Below are 15692 nucleotides of genomic sequence, written 5' to 3'. Positions count from 1 at the left end.
GCTGGGGTGAGGGGAAACAAACCGCACACACCCGAAGGAGCCACCATGCACACCCGTACCCTGCTTGTCGCTTCACTCTCTTTACTTGCTACCTCTGCAATCGCTCAAACCCAGTACGCCTGGGTGGGTACCTATAATCCGAACGGTGAAGGGCTGTACCGCTTTACCGTCGATCCGCAAACCGGTGCGCTGAACGATAAAACACTGGTGAGCAAACTGCCGAACGCCGCGCAGTTAACCGTCTCACACGACGGCAAAACGCTGTATCTGGCAAGCGAAGTGGAGCAGGGCGTGGTGCAGGCGCTGCGCATCGGTGATAACGGCGCGCTGAACGAGCTGAATCAGGTGTCCTCCGGCGGCGCGGGGCCGGTGTATCTTTCCCTGACGCCGAACGGCAAACATCTGCTGGTGGCAAACTACATCAGCGGAACTGTCGCGGTGCTACCCGTTAACGCAGACGGCAGCCTGGGCGATGCTACGGACACCCATCAGGACAAAGGCGAACCGGGCGCGGCGAAGCCGGAAGCTGCCGTCGAAGGCAGTTTCGCCATCAGCGATCATAACGGCCCACATGCGCACATGATCGCCGCCGATCCGGGCGGGAAATACGTTTTTTCCACCGATCTGGGGCTGGATCGCATCTATCAGTACCGTTTTGACGATCAAACCGGGAAGCTGACTCCGAACGATCCGCCATTTATCAGCGCCTCCTCAAAAGGGGCCGGGCCGCGCCACTTCGTCTTTACGCCGAAAGGCGATGCCCTGTGGCTGATTAACGAAGAGGCGTCTACGCTCACCCATTATGCGCTGGACAGTAATGGCAGGCTGAAAGAGGGTAAAACGGTTTCAGCCTTGCCGGACGGTTATAAAGGCACCAGTTTTGCTGCCGGGCTGGCGCTAAGCGCCGACGGGAAACAGCTGTATGTCGCTAACCGTTTGCATAACAGCATCGGGCACTTTACCGTAACGGCAGAGGGTACGCTGACGCATCAGGATGATGTCTGGACGCGCGGCGACTATCCGCGCACCCTGACGCTCGATAAGCAGGGTCGCTGGCTGTACGTCATGAACCAGCGCAGCGACAACATTACCCGTTTCCGCGTGGCGCCGGACGGCAAGCTGAGCGCCGAGCCAGACTATACCCCGGTCGGCAGCCCATCCCAGATGGTCATTTCACCCTGAGCAGTAAGAGGACAACGACGTGCGATTTCCGAACCAACGTTTAGCGCAACTTTTCGATCTGTTGCAAAACGAGACGCTGCCACAGGACGAGCTGGCGCAGCGGCTGTCGGTCTCCACGCGAACCGTCCGGGCGGATATCACCGCCCTGAACGCGCTGCTGGCCAGCCACGGCGCGCAGTTCATTTTGAGCCGGGGCAACGGCTATCAGCTCAAAATTAATGATGTGGTGCGCTATCAACAATTGCAGGCGTCCCACCCGCGCGCGCTGCGTATTCCGCGAACCGGACCGGAGCGCGTGCACTATCTGGTGGTGCGTTTTCTGACGTCAGCCTTTTCCCTCAAGCTGGAGGATCTGGCCGATGAGTGGTTCGTCAGCCGGGCCACGTTGCAGAGCGACATGGTGGAAGTGCGTGAGTGGTTTCACCGTTACAACCTGACGCTGGAAACCCGCCCGCGCCACGGGATGAAGCTGTTTGGCAGCGAGATGGCGATCCGCGCCTGCCTGACCGACCTTCTGTGGGAGCTGGCGCAGCAGGACAGCCTGAACCCGCTGGTGACCGACGTGGCGTTGAACGCGGGGGTGGCGGAAAAGATGGTGCCGGTGCTGCACGATGCGCTGACGCGCCATCACATTCGCCTGACCGATGAAGGCGAGCTGTTCCTGCGCCTGTACTGCGCGGTGTCGGTGCGGCGCATCAGCGAGGGGTATCCGCTGCCGGAATTCCACGCGGAAGACGTGGAAGAGAACGTGCGTGAGGCGGCGAAAGATATCGCCGTCACCATTCAGCAACTGGCGGGCAAAGCGCTGTCGCCGTCAGAAGAGAGCTGGCTGTGCGTGCACATTGCGGCGCGGCAGATCCAGGAGATCGCCCCCAGTGCCATTAACGCCGACGACGACGAAGCGCTGGTTAACTACATTCTGCGCTACATCAACACCCACTATAACTACAACCTGCTGAGCGATGAGCAACTGCATGCAGATCTGCTCACGCACATCAAAACCATGATTACCCGCGTGCGGTATCAAATCATGATCCCCAATCCGCTGCTGGATAACATCAAGCAGCACTACCCGATGGCGTGGGATATGACCCTCGCGGCGGTGTCGAGCTGGGGCAAATACACCCCGTATGTGATCAGCGAAAACGAAATTGGTTTTCTGGTGCTGCATATCGGCGTCGGGCTGGAGCGCCATTACAATATCGGCTACCAGCGCCAGCCGCGGGTGCTGCTGGTGTGCGACGCCGGTAACGCGATGGTGCGCATGATCGAGGCGGTACTTCAGCGTAAATATCCGCAGATTGAGGTGACGCGCACGCTCACCCTGCGCGAGTACGAGCTGGCAGAAATGATTAGCGAAGATTTTGTGATCGCCACCGCCCGCGTCAGCGAAAAATCCAAACCGGTGGTGACGATCGCCCCGTTCCCGACCGACTATCAGTTAGAGCAGATCGGCAAGCTGGTGCTGGTGGATCGCACCCGCCCGTGGATGCTGGAAAAATACTTCGACGCGGCCCATTTCCGCATTCTCGACAAGCCTGTCGACCAGCAAACGCTGTTCCGCGAACTGTGCGGGCAGCTTGAAGGGGAAGGTTTTGTCGGCGCGGAGTTTCTGGAATCGGTTATCGAGCGTGAAGCCATTGTCAGCACCATGCTCGGCGACGGCATCGCGCTGCCGCACTCCCTCGGGCTGCTGGCGCAAAAAACGGTGGTCTACACCGTGCTGGCGCCGCAGGGCATTCAGTGGGGAGATGAAACCGCCCATGTCATCTTCCTGCTCGCCATCAGCAAAAGCGAGTACGAAGAGGCAATGGCGATTTACGACATCTTTGTCACCTTCCTGCGTGAACGCGCGATGGCGCGCCTGTGCCAGTGCGAGAATTTTGCGGCGTTTAAGGCTGAGGCGATGGAGAGTTTGAGTCGGTTTTGACGTTCAGGCGGACAGAGGATATCCGCCTTCATTCAACGCAGATGATGCACAACCTGGTTGCTGCTGCCGCGCCAGATAAGCATAGGATCTTTTAGATCCTGCACGAACTTGCCGTCGACCAGGACGTTAATCAGATCCACCACTTCCATCTGCTGCGCATTCAGTTCATCCAGCTTATAGCCCGTCCAGACCCAGATGTCTTTTCCCGCGCACTCGCGGCGGATGCGTTTTACCAGCTTCAGGATCGCCGGCACGTTTTGCGGATGGAGCGGGTCGCCGCCGGAGAGCGAGATCCCCTGGCGTTTGATGCGCGTGTCGTTCAGGTCGTTGATGATGCGGTCTTCCATCTCAGCGGTAAACGGCATACCCGAGTTCAGGCGCCAGGTGCTTTTGTTGTAGCAGCCGGGGCACTCGTGAACGCAGCCTGATACAAACAGGGTACAGCGGGTGCCGGGGCCGTTGACGATGTCGACGGGGTAGTACTGGTGATAATTCATAGCGTTAACCTGATGCCCTCACCCCGGCCCTCTCCCACAGGGAGAGGGAGAAAACCGGTGGCCGGAATAACAATGTGCTCGATCGGTTCCCTCTCCCTTGAGGGAGAGGGGTAGGGTGAGGGGGAAACCCTGCGCAGAACTTACCCGATCTGCCCATTCCCCAGATGTTTCACCCTGCGCTTCACCTCTTCCTGCTTCCCGGCGTTAAACGGACGGGCATCCGGGCTGCCGAGGTAGCCGCACACGCGGCGGGTCACGGAGACGCGGGCTGCGTCGTGGTTACCGCATTTCGGGCAGGTGAAGCCTTTGCTGGTGCATTCGAACTCACCGGTAAAGCCGCACTCGTAGCACTCATCAATTGGCGTGTTGGTTCCGTAGTACGGCACGTGCTGATAGCTGTAATCCCACACGTCTTCCAGCGCCTTCAGGTTGTGCTGAATGTTCGGGTACTCGCCGTAGCAGATAAAACCGCCGTTCGCGATGGGCGGATAGGCCGCTTCAAAGTCGATCTTGTCGTACGGGTTCACCTTCTTCTCCACATCGAGGTGGAAGCTGTTGGTGTAGTAACCTTTGTCGGTCACGCCTTCCACGATGCCGAACTCAGCGGTGTCCAGACGGCAGAAGCGATCGCAGAGGTTTTCGCTCGGCGTGCTGTACAGGCTGAAACCGTAGCCAGTTTCCTCTTTCCACTGGTCTACCGCATCGCGCAGGCGCTGCACAATCGCGATACCTTTCTCACGCAGGGCGTCGTTGTCATAGATGTGCTTGTCGCCAAACAGCGCGTTAATCGTTTCGTGAATGCCGATATAGCCAAGAGAGATCGATGCGCGACCGTTTTTGAAGATCTTCGACACATCATCGTCCGCCTTCAGGCGCACGCCGCAGGCTCCTTCCATATAGAGAATTGGCGCGACGCGGGCTTTCACCCCTTCAAGACGGGCGATGCGGGTCATCAGCGCCTTACGTGCCAGCTGTAAACGTTCATCCAGCAGCGTCCAGAAGGCCGCTTCATTCCCTTTAGCTTCCAGCGCGATGCGCGGCAGGTTCAGGCTGATGACGCCCAGGTTGTTGCGCCCGTCGTGGATCTGCTCGCCGTTCTCATCTTCGTACACGCCGAGGAAGCTGCGGCAGCCCATTGGCGTTTTAAACGAACCGGTGACTTTCACCACCTGGTCGTAGTTGAGGATGTCCGGGTACATACGCTTGCTCGCGCACTCCAGCGCCAGCTGCTTGATGTCATAGTTCGGATCGCCAAACTTGTGGTTCAGGCCGTCACGAATGGCGAACACCAGTTTCGGGAACACCGCCGTTTTACGGTTTTTACCGAGGCCGGAGATGCGGTTGCGCAGAATAGACTGCTGGATCAGGCGTGATTCCCAGCTGGTGCCGAGGCCAAACCCGAAGGTCACAAACGGCGTCTGGCCGTTGGCGGTGTGCAGCGTGTTTACCTCATATTCCAGCGACTGGAACGCGTCGTAGCACTCTTTCTCGGTGCGGGAACGGGCGTAACCGTCGGCATCCGGGATCTGCCACTCTTCCGCCGTTTTACGGTGTTTGTTGAAGCTCTCGGCCACGAACGGGGCCAGTACTTCATCGATGCGGTTAATGGTGGTGCCGCCATAGATGTGGCTCGCCACCTGGGCGATGATCTGCGCCGTGACCGCCGTCGCGGTGGAGATGGATTTCGGCGGCTCAATCTCGGCGTTACCCATTTTAAAACCGTGGGTCAGCATGCCTTTCAGGTCGATCAGCATGCAGTTAAACATCGGGAAGAACGGCGAGTAGTCGAGATCGTGATAGTGGATCTCACCGCGCTCGTGCGCAGACACCACGTCGCGCGGCAGCAGGTGCTGGCGGGCATAGTGCTTGGCGACGATACCGGCCAGCAGGTCGCGCTGGGTTGGGATCACTTTGCTGTCTTTGTTGGCATTTTCATTGAGCAGCGACGAGTTGGTTTGCTCTACCAGGCCGCGGATCTCCTGGTTCAGGCGACCGCGTTTCTCACGCTGGACGTCACGGTCGTGACGATACTCAATGTAGGCGCGCGCCAGCTGCTTGTACGGACCAGACATCAGCTGGTTTTCAACCGCGGTCTGGATCTCGTTGATATCCACCTGGCTGCGTTCATGCATCTGGCTGCTAACGACTTCTGCGACGGTGGCGCAGTAATCTGCGTCATCGACTCCCGCTGCTTTAGCTGCACGCAGAATGGCTTCTTTGATGCGCTCTGATTTAAACGGCACTTTACAGCCATCACGTTTCATCACATGCGGTGTCATGATCACTCCATTTTAAAAACAGGTTATCCACAAAGGTGGAGAAGTATTCACCGGACGTATTCCTCGCCGCGGCAAAGACTTCCCGCGTGCCCAGCTCGTGTTATCCACAATTCCGGCCAGCGTTTGCGCCGTCTTGTTGTTGGAATAGTAGACGATAAATACAAGATGTTGGGTCGGCGTGCATTTTAAGTGCTACATATAGTGATTTGCATCAAACAAGTTTGCGATTTTTTTGATGCAGAACAAAGTAAAAAGACGAGAGTACAAACGGCGGGCGCTGGGGCAATTGTAAAGACTCGAAGGAAAAATCTGATTAATTATTCAACAAAAACAAGCGCTCAGCAGAGCCTGTGCTGAGCGCTGCTCGATTAACTCACCCCGCAGGCCCAGCTCAACCCTGCCTGCAAAAAGGCTACGGTAACGATGCAGCCCAGTACCAACGGGATGAGAAGAGAGCTTTCGGGGGCATCGTCCTGTTTTTGAGAACCTTCATTACTCAGCGCAGACATCGCCTCTTCCCGCGTACGCGCCGCCAGCAATTGCTCACGCACCCGCTCATCCGTGAGTCTGCTGGTCAGCGTCGTCAGCAGGTGCATATGCGTACTGCCTGCTTCCGCTGGCGGAATGGCGAGCAGGAAAACCATCCTCACCTCTTCATCACCCTCCAGCCCCGGCCAGCATATCGGATCGTCAAAGAGCGCCAGACAAAATGCCGCCTGTTGCACCGCCTCGGTTTTACCGTGCGGGACAGCGAGCGCTTCACCCAGCGCGGTAGGGCCTTCACTTTCACGTTGTAAAACGCTTTCGATAAATGCCTCTCGATCGTTGATGACATTCCGCCTGGCGAGCGGCTCGGTGAGCAAGCGGATCACTGCTTCCGGCGTGCGTTGGGGCGGGTTGATAAACACCAGATCGGGATGCGTCAATGCCAGCAAGTTCATATTAAGCCTCAATCAAAAAATCGCAGGTTGCGGAGGGGAGGATCGCCGTTACCGGTTGCATCGGCTCTTCCAGATAGTTGATCTGCCGTAACACTGCCAGACTTTCCGGGACGGGAGCCGGTTGTGTCCCGGCGTTAAATACGCGTAAGACGGTGCCATGCAGCAGCTGCGCATGGGGCAGAGCGGAAAGGATGAGCGGCTCCGGCACGGTCAGTAGCGAGAACTCTGCCGGAAGCCTGCGCTCGGGCAGACGCAACGAAAAGCGCTCAAGACGGTGATCGAGCGTGTGTAGCGTTTGCCGTTGGTAGGTGAAGGGCTGTCCAACCGCCTGATTTTCCAGCTGGCGCAGCGTGAGGTGGTCGGCGTTGTCGGCCAGTGCGACGGTGAATGAAAAGCGCAACGGTTTCAGCAACTGGGCATCAGGAGTCTCAACCACCGTATTATTGATGCCGGAGGCCCGACCCGGTCGCCATTCGAGATCGCTGCGTCCGAGCACGCCCGTCGATTTAAACATCGTCAGGGCAATAGCAGCGGGTTCGCTGCCGATAATCTGAAATTCTTTCATGCCACGGCTAGTCACAACCAGCGCTTTACCCGGTTCCGTGACAGCGATAATGCCCTCGCTGGTTTCGATATCCACGGGCTTCTCGCGATAGCGTTCTTGCCAGCGTTCACCGTCATATCCCGTTTCGCGCTGGATGATTGCGAAGGGCTGTGAGGCGATAGCGTGACGGGTGTGAACATCGCTGCCGATCAGTAAACGTAGCCGGTGATCGCAGTGGCTGTTTTCCAGCGAAGCCTCGACATACAGATTCGGATCGTCGTGGCGTAATTCGCAGACCAGACGAATGGATAACGGCGTTCGGGCCGTATCCTGACGGCTGGCGAGATCCTGCGGAAGACGCATTGTGGCCTTGACGGTCAGCTTTTCGACAAGCGGCGTTTTTACGCCGTCGACGAGCGTAAAATGCGAACAGCGCGTCGGCGCGTCGCCCGCAAGCGGCGAAAAATCGTAGCTGTCGCCCGCGTCCACGCAGTCTTCAAAGGTAAAGAAAGAGGGGATACGTCTGCCGCTGCGTTTGTCATGCAGGGTAAGCGTTCCGGCATCCAGCGACAGTCGATAATGCGCATTCTCAATCTCGCTGCCCTTTATCTTTTCAGACGCCAGGAAAGGCGCAGGGTCTTCTTCAACGTTAACGGTGAGATAGCCGATCGGCGGCAGAACCGGTGTCTTTACCGCAACGTGCCAGCGGTAATAAGGGAGAAGGGGCGTCTCGCACTCGCCCTCGGCGGTAAGGGAGATCGCCGTTCCGCCGGGCAGAATGTCTCTTTCCAGGACGTCGAAAGGGATGGGCTGCCCCTGATGCGTCAGGGCGATATTATCCGCCCGGCTATACAGGGTGGTTATCACCACGCGCTGCGTTGGGGTAGCTAGCGGGTTAAAGATCAGCAGGTCGCCATCCTGAACGCAGGCGGCCGCCAGGGTTTTCACCACCAGATTCCACAGGCTATGGCACAGCTGTTCGGTTTGTTCCAGTCGATGCAGAATGTCGCGGTTGGTGGCATCGCTATTACAGCCGCCAATGGAATCGTGGGCATGGTTTCGCAACAGCTTTTTCCAGAGGGTGTCGACTACCGCGAGGTTGACCGGAATCCCCTGGTGACGCGCCATTGCGATTGTCGGCTCCAGCTGTCGCAGGATGAACTGTTCAACCTCATCGTTTTTCTTTTTGATGTCGTAGCGCACGGAGCCGATCGTTTTATGGATGCGGGTGTAGCGCGGCGATTTCAGCTCCCCTTCCAGGAGCTCAAACTGTTCACGCTGCGCGCGAAGGGTTTCTACATAACGCTCCAGAGAGCTGATGAAGTAACGGTCCTGATCCGGGGACTGTGCGCTGGCGACCTCCAGGATTTTCGGTAGCGCCGGGTCGATGCTGACCTGATCGCCGCCGCAGGGCAGGAGCAGGTCGTTTAGACCGGCCCGTGAACGCAAAAGTGTGGTCATCGGGTAGATTTTTCCCCGGAGATGGGAGGCTTCCGAACGCATGTTTTTAGCCGCGCCATAACCGAGCGCCATCGCACAGGCGATGACGGTCGCACCTGACGGTGCGCGCCAGAGGAACTGGCTGCTTTTGGCGTGCCTGTCGTGATCGATACCGCGCCAGAAGACGATATTGTCGATATTGCAGCCCTGCAAGATCGTGGGCATTTGCGCATTGTGGCCAAAGGTATCCGGAAGATACCCAACCTGCATCGCATGCCCCAGCGTCCGGGCAGAAAAAATGCCGTACTTCAGGTTGCGGATAATCGATTCGCCATGCACGTTGTAGGTGTCCGTCTGGGTATACCATGGCCCTACGAAGATCCTTTTTTCTCTGACCAGCTTTTCCAGCCTGGCGCGATAATCAGGATTGATGGCGAGAAAGTCCTCCACTACCGCCATCTGTCCGTCAAGGTGATAGCAGGTGTAAGCGGAGTCCTGCTCCAGCGTGTTGATGACGTCCGCAAAATTATATGACGCCAGCACCATGCTGTCCTGACGGGTGAAATACCACTCCTGATCCCAGTGCGTATGGGCAATGACGTGGATCTGATTCATGACGTTCCCCTTATCTGGCGTTCTTTGGGCTGACATAGAGCACGCCCAGGGCGCAAATCAGTGCGCCAATAAAGACGCTCGCCAGGTAGCCCGCCACGTTGGTTGCCAGCGGCCAGCCCCAGACGGCTGGCAGAGGCAGCGTCTGCTTCACGCCAAGGGTAATGGCGACCAGCGCGCCGGCGACGGCACCGGTCATGAACACCGGGATCAGACGTGGGTTTTTCAGGATGAACGGGATCGCGCCTTCGGAGATCCCAATCACGCCCAGCAACAACGAGGTGCTACCGACGGTTTTCTCTTCCTGGCTAAAGACATCCGGTAATCCAAAGCGGCCGTTGAGGAACGCAGCAAAGCCGACGCCAATGGAGGGGATCACGATGGAGAGTTCGCGGGCGGTTAAATCAAACGTCTCGCTCATGCCATTCAGGCCGAGCGCGACCGAGCCTGCCGCCTTGTTGACCGGACCGCCCAGGTCGAACGCGGTGCCCGCGGCAATCATCGCGGAATAGAACCCGCGCCCGGTGTCACCTGCCGAGGTAAAAAAGACCACCATCAGCTGGTTAAGCGAGCCAAAAATCGGATTAATCAAATATTCCATGACCATCACCAGCGTAATGCCGGTGATCAGCGGGACGAGCAGCATGGTTTTAATGGTGGTGAGCTGCTGGCGGACGTGAATCGAATCATTGAGCCAGCGTACCAGATAGCCCACAAAAAAGCCGATACCAATGGCGCCGAAAAAGCCGGATGGCATAAAGCCTTCGATATCAAAGAAGCGCTTATAGACTTCGTCTGACATGATGCCGCCAATAAGACCGGGGATGAGTGCCGGTTTACCGGCAATGGAAAACGCCAGATACATCGCAAAAACGGGATACATGAACTTAATGGTCATAAAGCCCACTTTATCCAGCACGCTGAACGGCGAATGTTCGATGTTAATAAACTGCCCGGTTATTTTGGCCGTCGCCATCATCAGCCCGCCCATCACCACCACCGGCAGCATATAGCTGATGGCCGCCATAATATGGCCAATAAAAATCTGGTAAGCCGAACGCTGAAGATCGTCTCCTTGTGCGACAGTGGTGACGTTTTTTTCCTTTGCCAGCGCCTGACGCAGATAGCGATCGGTATGTTTGATCAGCTCTTGTGTGCGGGTTTGAAGGTGAGGAATGTTTTCAAAACGCTCGGCATCCTGAATGGGAACGTCGGTTGCCAGAATAATGGCCGTGGCGGAGGCGATATCCTGTTTTGTTAAGCGGTTTTTAACGCCGTCGCTGCCCTGCGTTTCGACCTTTACCTCGATATTGTGCTCGTTAGCCCATGCAATAATTTTATTCGCCGCCATAAAGGTGTGTGCGATACCTGTCGGGCAGGCCGTTACCGCGACAACTTTTTGTTTCGTCATTGTCATAATTCCCTGGATGTGAAAACAGGGGAAGTATAAAGAGAACCTAAAACAGTTTTTAATGTTTGCTAATACTAATTTCGTATCGTGATACGCGTAAATGCAATGTGTGAAGCGCCTTCCAGAGACTATTTCTCTGTTGTGTTAATATCATCTCGGGATTAAACGGGGCGTAATAGATGAATTCATTCCAGGGAAGTGAACGTTTGATATTTGAATACATTCAGCATCATGCGTGTAATATTTCTAATATATCGGCAAAAGAGATTGCCCGTGATACCTTTACCACGACAACATCCGTTAATCGTGTATGTAAAAAAATGGGCTATAAAAGCTATACCGAGCTTCGGTACCGTTTTTTACGCGACCATTTTACACCTGCACCTGCTACACCCGACGTGGGGCCGCAGCCGGATGATATTGTGACAGACGTGTCCAGGTTGCTTACGCATTCCAGCCATATCTATCTTTACGCACGGGGAGCCTCGCTCACCAGCCTCAACTACCTGTCGCGCTTTTTGTCGCTGGCGAGCCTGCCGCACCTTATTTTGAATGACATGCACCAGTTGACACGCGTATCGAAGGGGACGCTGGTGTTGATCAGTAAATCCGGGGAGACGCAGTCGCTGATTGAAATGGCGCGTAACGCGCTGCGCAAAGGGTTGAAGATTATTGCGATTACCCGTCAGGGGTCGACACTGGCGTCGATCTCAACGCTATGCTGGCCGTTACCAATCGACATTAACGCGGTTTCGCTGTATCAGCGGGAAGGGCAGCTTGAACTGTTAAGCGCCGTGGACCGTATCGGCTGTAGGCTGCTACAGCACGATACGGTGTAGTCAGGCCGTCAGAGCTGCTTCACTATTCCCAGACGTACGGCATAATCATTTTCATGGTTGCCGTCATTATTGATGTACGTTTTATCCAGTGAAACCAGTTCGACGTATGGCGTCCAGCCATCGTCGAGCTTGTAGTTGAACGCGACGGTATGCTCCCAGTAGGTGTCATCCCCGGTTCCCTGATCGACGTTATCCTGCCAGCGGAAGCGCGGGTTATAGGACATACCGAATTTGCCGATGTTATACGCGAACCAAATGTCGAACTGGTGTGACTGGCGGCGAGTATAACCGCTGCCGTCGAGTTCTTTATCGCTGTGCGCGTCATTGACGGTGTTATAGCGGTAACGGGCGGAGAGATTCAGACCGTTATCGAAGGCTTTCCAGCCCTGAATGAAGGGGCGGTAATGCGTATTGCTGGCGGTGAAAACCGTCACCATGCCAGGCGCAACGGCGAAACCATTTCCCAGATCAAAACGCCAGCGCGTTTCGATTTCCTGTGCCGCTTCCGTTAACCCCTTGTCGTCGGGATTATATCTGTCGGTATCACCAAAAAACGTATCATTATGGTTTTGTGCGGCTTCAACGGAGAAGTAAAAACCGTTATTCGCCTGATGCATGACCTTAATGCGTGAATCATTTACGTCTGAGCGCGTATTATGACCAAAGCGAAGGTCGACGGACGTATTCCCGCACCATCCCTGTGTGCTCAATAATAATGCGCTAATACACGTTGCTTTAATAATTATCTTTTTCATAATATCCTGCCGAGGTTATTTAATTGGCAGGCTATTTTTATTTTGAGTGCGCCATATTGTAAAAGTTATCGTCGTACATTTAGCGTATCGCTAAACATAAAAAAAGAGATACAGCATGCTGTATCTCCTGAGGTTTATTCCTGCACCCACCAGATAGCTTCAAACGGGCGCAATAGCAACGTATCGGGTCGGAAGGGAACCTCGTCATAGTTGCTGAGTGCCACCCGCCATGCTCCCTCTACGGGGGCGGGCTGCCACTGCTGGCGCGCGTGGCTCAGGTTCGCCACCACCATCAGCGTTTGTCCCTGCCACTGGCGGCGGTAGCACCACAGGGAAGGGTGATCCGGAAGCAAATCTTCATAGTCTCCCCACGTCAGTACCGACAGGGTTTTGCGCAGGCGAATCAGCGACTGATAGGTGTAAAACACCGAATCGGGGTCGTCCAGCGCCGCGCGGGCGTTCACGGTTTCGTAGTTGTCGCAGACGCCAATCCACGGCTCGGCCTCGGTAAAGCCCGCATTATGCGAGGCGTCCCACTGCATCGGCGTGCGGCCATTATCGCGTGACTTACTCGCCAGAATCGCCAGTAGTTCATCCGTATCGCGACCGTTAGCCCGCTGTTCGGCGAACATGTTCAGGCTTTCCACGTCGCGGTAGTCGGTGATACGGCTGAAATGCGGGTTGGTCATACCCAGCTCTTCACCCTGGTAGATATACGGCGTGCCCTGCATCCCGTGCAGCACCATGCCGAGCATTTTCGCCGCCGCCACGCGGTGTTCCCCTTCGTCACCAAAGCGCGACACGATGCGCGGCTGGTCATGGTTACACCAGAACAGCGCGTTCCAGGCTTTGTTGTGCATCCCCTGCTGCCAGTGGCGGAAAAGGGTTTTTAGCGCCACGAAGTCCGGCTTCGCCTTCGTCCATTTTTCGCCGCCGGGGTAGTCTACTTTGAGGTGGTGGAAGTTAAAGGTCATCGACAGCTCGCGGCCGTCAAGAGACGCGTACTGTTGGCAGTTCTCCAGCGAGGTGGAGGACATCTCGCCCACCGTCATCAGATTACGCGGCGTAAAGACGTCGCGGCTCATCTCCTGGAGATATTCGTGGATGCGCGGCCCGTCAGTGTAGAAGCGGCGACCGTCGCCGAGGGTATCGTCCGGGAAATCCTGATCTTTTGAAATCAGGTTAATCACGTCCAGACGCAAGCCGTCCACGCCGCGATCGGCCCAGAACTCGCACACTTTTTTCAGCTCGGCGCGCACCGCCGGGTTTTCCCAGTTGAGATCCGCCTGCTCCGGTGCGAACAGGTGCAGATAATACTGCTCGCTTTCGGCGTGCCAGCGCCAGGCGTTGCCGCCAAATTTGGAGCGCCAGTTGTTGGGAAGCGTATCCGGCGTACCGTCGCGCCAGATATAGAACTGGCGGTACGGACTCGCTTTATCCAGCGACTCACGGAACCAGGCGTGCTGCGTGGACGTGTGGTTAAAGACCATATCCAGCACGATGCGGATGCCGCGTTCATGCGCCCGGGCAACCAGCTCGTCAAAGTCGTCCAGCGTGCCGTAGGTCGGATCGATGGCAGTGTAGTTCGCCACGTCGTAACCGTTATCCACCTGCGGGGAGATATAAAACGGCGTCAGCCAGATGGCGTCAATGCCGAGGGTTTTCAGGTAGTCCAGGCGCTGCGTTACGCCGCGCAGATCGCCCGTGCCGCTGCCGGTGGTGTCCTGGAAACTCTTTGGGTAAATCTGATAGATGACGCCGTTCTGCCACCAGTGAGGAAGGGTATTCATAGTACGTTCCTGCAAATGCGAAGGGGCGCAACTGCGCCCCGAAAGAGAGAATTAAACAATCTGCAACGTGCCCTGACGGAACTTACGCTGGTAAACCACAGTAGTCAGCGCCATTGGGATGATAATCGCCACCGCCATCGCCAGCGCAAATACCTGCCAGAACGCGGGCTGAATGGAGAGGATACCCGGCAGGCCGCCGACGCCAATCCCGTTCGCCATCACGCTGTTCAGGCCGCACAGCAAGCCCGCCAGACCGGAGCCGATCATCGCGCAGAGCATCGGGAAGCGGTATTTCAGGTTGATACCGTACATCGCCGGTTCAGTGACGCCGAGGTAAGCGGAGATGGCAGCCGGAACGGAGATCTCTCGCTCGTTGTGCTTACGGCTGACGATGATGATGCCGGTTACCGCCGAGGCCTGCGCAATGTTAGACAGGGCGATGATCGGCCAGACAGGCGTACCGCCGAGGCTCTGGATCATCTGCATATCAATCGCCAGCGTGGTCTGGTGCACGCCGGTGATCACCAGCGGAGCGTAGAGGAAGCCAAACAGCGCGGCACCGATTGGCGCGAAGCTGCCGGTCATCAGGTGACGGACCGCGAAGGCCACGCCGTCGCCAATCATGCGGCCAAACGGACCGATAAAGGCGTGCGCCAGGAACACCGCCAGGATCAGCGAGCAGACCGGGACCACAACCAGATAGAGGTAATCCGGCACGATGCGCTTCAGACGCGTCTCAATGAAGCCCAGCGCCAGGCCCGCCAGCAATGCCGGGATCACCTGCGCCTGATAGCCCACTTTGGCGATGGTAAACAGGCCAAAGTTCCACACCTCTGGCGTTTGCTGACCAAGTAAGTAAGCGTTCATTAACTGCGGAGAGACCAGCGTCACGCCGAGCACGATACCGAGAATTGGCGTTCCGCCCATCTTGCGCACCGCGGACCAGCAGATCCCGACTGGCAGATAGAAGAAGATCGCTTCGCCAATCAGCCACAGGAAGTCATAGATGCTTTGCAGCGCCGGGTACATCTGCGCCAGGGTTTTGCCGTCGCTCATTGGCACATCGCCGATGACGTTACGGAAGCCCAGAATTAAGCCCCCGCTGATCAGCGCTGGCAGCAGCGGGAAGAAGATCTCCGCAAAATGGGAAATCAGCTGCTCATGCCATTTCATATTCTGGCGCGCGGCCTTCTTCGCCTGCTCTTTATCGGCGGAAGAGTGCCCGGTAGTCGCCAGCAGAGCCTGATAGTAATCGCCCACTTCGGTACCAATCACCACCTGAAACTGCCCGGCGTTGGTGAAGCAGCCTTTAACCATAGAAAGCTCTTCAATGGCCTTCGGGTTGGCTTTGGCCGGATCGTTAAGCACGAAGCGCAGGCGGGTAATGCAATGGCTGACGGTGGCGATGTTATCGCGTCCGCCGACCAGGACGATCAGCTGATCGATATCTGTTTGTTTGACTTTACTCATCA

At 56.6% G+C, this 15692-nt stretch carries 11 protein-coding genes; 3 read left to right on the top strand and 8 right to left on the bottom strand.

Going from position 1 to position 15692, the window contains the following annotated elements; all coding sequences use genetic code 11:
- Positions 1-45: 45 nt before the first annotated feature.
- Both ACOTYH_RS14025 and ACOTYH_RS14020 read left to right on the top strand, forming a co-directional pair.
- A complete protein-coding gene (locus tag ACOTYH_RS14025; RefSeq protein ID WP_045911372.1) occupies positions 46-1182 on the top strand; it encodes a lactonase family protein in 1137 nt (378 codons plus the stop codon).
- 19 nt (positions 1183-1201) lie between these two features.
- The gene (locus tag ACOTYH_RS14020; RefSeq protein WP_421637789.1) at positions 1202-3112 is read left to right on the top strand and encodes a BglG family transcription antiterminator; all 1911 of its coding nucleotides are present in this window, start codon (positions 1202-1204) and stop codon (positions 3110-3112) included.
- A 32-nt stretch (positions 3113-3144) separates the two neighbouring features.
- Here ACOTYH_RS14020 and nrdG read toward each other — a convergent pair whose 3' ends face one another.
- From nrdG to ACOTYH_RS13995, 5 genes are all read right to left on the bottom strand, one after another.
- The gene (nrdG, locus tag ACOTYH_RS14015; protein ID WP_023302982.1) at positions 3145-3609 is read right to left on the bottom strand and encodes an anaerobic ribonucleoside-triphosphate reductase-activating protein; all 465 of its coding nucleotides are present in this window, start codon (positions 3607-3609) and stop codon (positions 3145-3147) included.
- 140 nt (positions 3610-3749) lie between these two features.
- The gene (nrdD, locus tag ACOTYH_RS14010; protein WP_086626221.1) at positions 3750-5888 is read right to left on the bottom strand and encodes an anaerobic ribonucleoside-triphosphate reductase; all 2139 of its coding nucleotides are present in this window, start codon (positions 5886-5888) and stop codon (positions 3750-3752) included.
- 368 nt (positions 5889-6256) lie between these two features.
- On the bottom strand, positions 6257-6829 hold the full coding sequence (locus tag ACOTYH_RS14005; RefSeq protein ID WP_063405024.1) for a PTS sugar transporter subunit IIA: 573 nt from the start codon (positions 6827-6829) through the stop codon (positions 6257-6259).
- Between the two features lies 1 nt (position 6830).
- Entirely contained in the window at positions 6831-9428 is a 2598-nt protein-coding gene (locus ACOTYH_RS14000) for a glycoside hydrolase family 38 C-terminal domain-containing protein (protein WP_421637788.1), read from the bottom strand.
- A gap of 10 nt (positions 9429-9438) precedes the next feature.
- Positions 9439-10836 carry a PTS fructose transporter subunit IIC gene (locus tag ACOTYH_RS13995; protein WP_071788669.1) on the bottom strand — a complete coding sequence of 466 codons (1398 nt, stop codon included), beginning with the start codon at positions 10834-10836 and terminating at the stop codon, positions 9439-9441.
- A gap of 179 nt (positions 10837-11015) precedes the next feature.
- Here ACOTYH_RS13995 and ACOTYH_RS13990 point away from each other — a divergent pair, with 179 nt between their 5' ends.
- Positions 11016-11675 carry a MurR/RpiR family transcriptional regulator gene (locus ACOTYH_RS13990; protein WP_015572516.1) on the top strand — a complete coding sequence of 220 codons (660 nt, stop codon included), beginning with the start codon at positions 11016-11018 and terminating at the stop codon, positions 11673-11675.
- An 8-nt stretch (positions 11676-11683) separates the two neighbouring features.
- Here ACOTYH_RS13990 and ACOTYH_RS13985 read toward each other — a convergent pair whose 3' ends face one another.
- The 3 genes from ACOTYH_RS13985 to treB all read right to left on the bottom strand — a co-directional run bounded on the left by ACOTYH_RS13985 (position 11684) and on the right by treB (position 15690).
- On the bottom strand, positions 11684-12430 hold the full coding sequence (locus ACOTYH_RS13985; RefSeq protein WP_017694639.1) for an oligogalacturonate-specific porin KdgM family protein: 747 nt from the start codon (positions 12428-12430) through the stop codon (positions 11684-11686).
- Between the two features lie 134 nt (positions 12431-12564).
- Positions 12565-14220, bottom strand: coding sequence for an alpha,alpha-phosphotrehalase (gene treC / locus ACOTYH_RS13980; protein WP_063659300.1), 1656 nt, complete (start codon positions 14218-14220; stop codon positions 12565-12567).
- A gap of 51 nt (positions 14221-14271) precedes the next feature.
- Positions 14272-15690, bottom strand: coding sequence for a PTS trehalose transporter subunit IIBC (gene treB / locus ACOTYH_RS13975; RefSeq protein ID WP_020480548.1), 1419 nt, complete (start codon positions 15688-15690; stop codon positions 14272-14274).
- Between the last annotated feature and the right edge of the window lie 2 nt (positions 15691-15692).

The sequence above is a fragment of the Enterobacter cloacae complex sp. SHL001 genome (assembly GCF_049236825.1).
Taxonomy (GTDB): domain Bacteria; phylum Pseudomonadota; class Gammaproteobacteria; order Enterobacterales; family Enterobacteriaceae; genus Enterobacter; species Enterobacter hormaechei_C.
This window is presented reverse-complemented; position numbering and strand designations above follow the sequence as displayed.

Excerpts from the sequence above, each read along its gene's own strand:
- ACOTYH_RS13985 (WP_017694639.1), bottom strand. The coding sequence starts at position 12,430 with ATGAAAAAGATAATTATTAAAGCAACGTGTATTAGCGCATTATTATTG.
- nrdG (WP_023302982.1), bottom strand. The coding sequence starts at position 3,609 with ATGAATTATCACCAGTACTACCCCGTCGACATCGTCAACGGCCCCGGC.
- ACOTYH_RS14025 (WP_045911372.1), top strand. The coding sequence starts at position 46 with ATGCACACCCGTACCCTGCTTGTCGCTTCACTCTCTTTACTTGCTACC.
- nrdD (WP_086626221.1), bottom strand. The coding sequence starts at position 5,888 with ATGACACCGCATGTGATGAAACGTGATGGCTGTAAAGTGCCGTTTAAA.
- treC (WP_063659300.1), bottom strand. The coding sequence starts at position 14,220 with ATGAATACCCTTCCTCACTGGTGGCAGAACGGCGTCATCTATCAGATT.
- ACOTYH_RS13990 (WP_015572516.1), top strand. The coding sequence starts at position 11,016 with ATGAATTCATTCCAGGGAAGTGAACGTTTGATATTTGAATACATTCAG.
- ACOTYH_RS14005 (WP_063405024.1), bottom strand. The coding sequence starts at position 6,829 with ATGAACTTGCTGGCATTGACGCATCCCGATCTGGTGTTTATCAACCCG.
- treB (WP_020480548.1), bottom strand. The coding sequence starts at position 15,690 with ATGAGTAAAGTCAAACAAACAGATATCGATCAGCTGATCGTCCTGGTC.
- ACOTYH_RS14000 (WP_421637788.1), bottom strand. The coding sequence starts at position 9,428 with ATGAATCAGATCCACGTCATTGCCCATACGCACTGGGATCAGGAGTGG.
- ACOTYH_RS13995 (WP_071788669.1), bottom strand. The coding sequence starts at position 10,836 with ATGACGAAACAAAAAGTTGTCGCGGTAACGGCCTGCCCGACAGGTATC.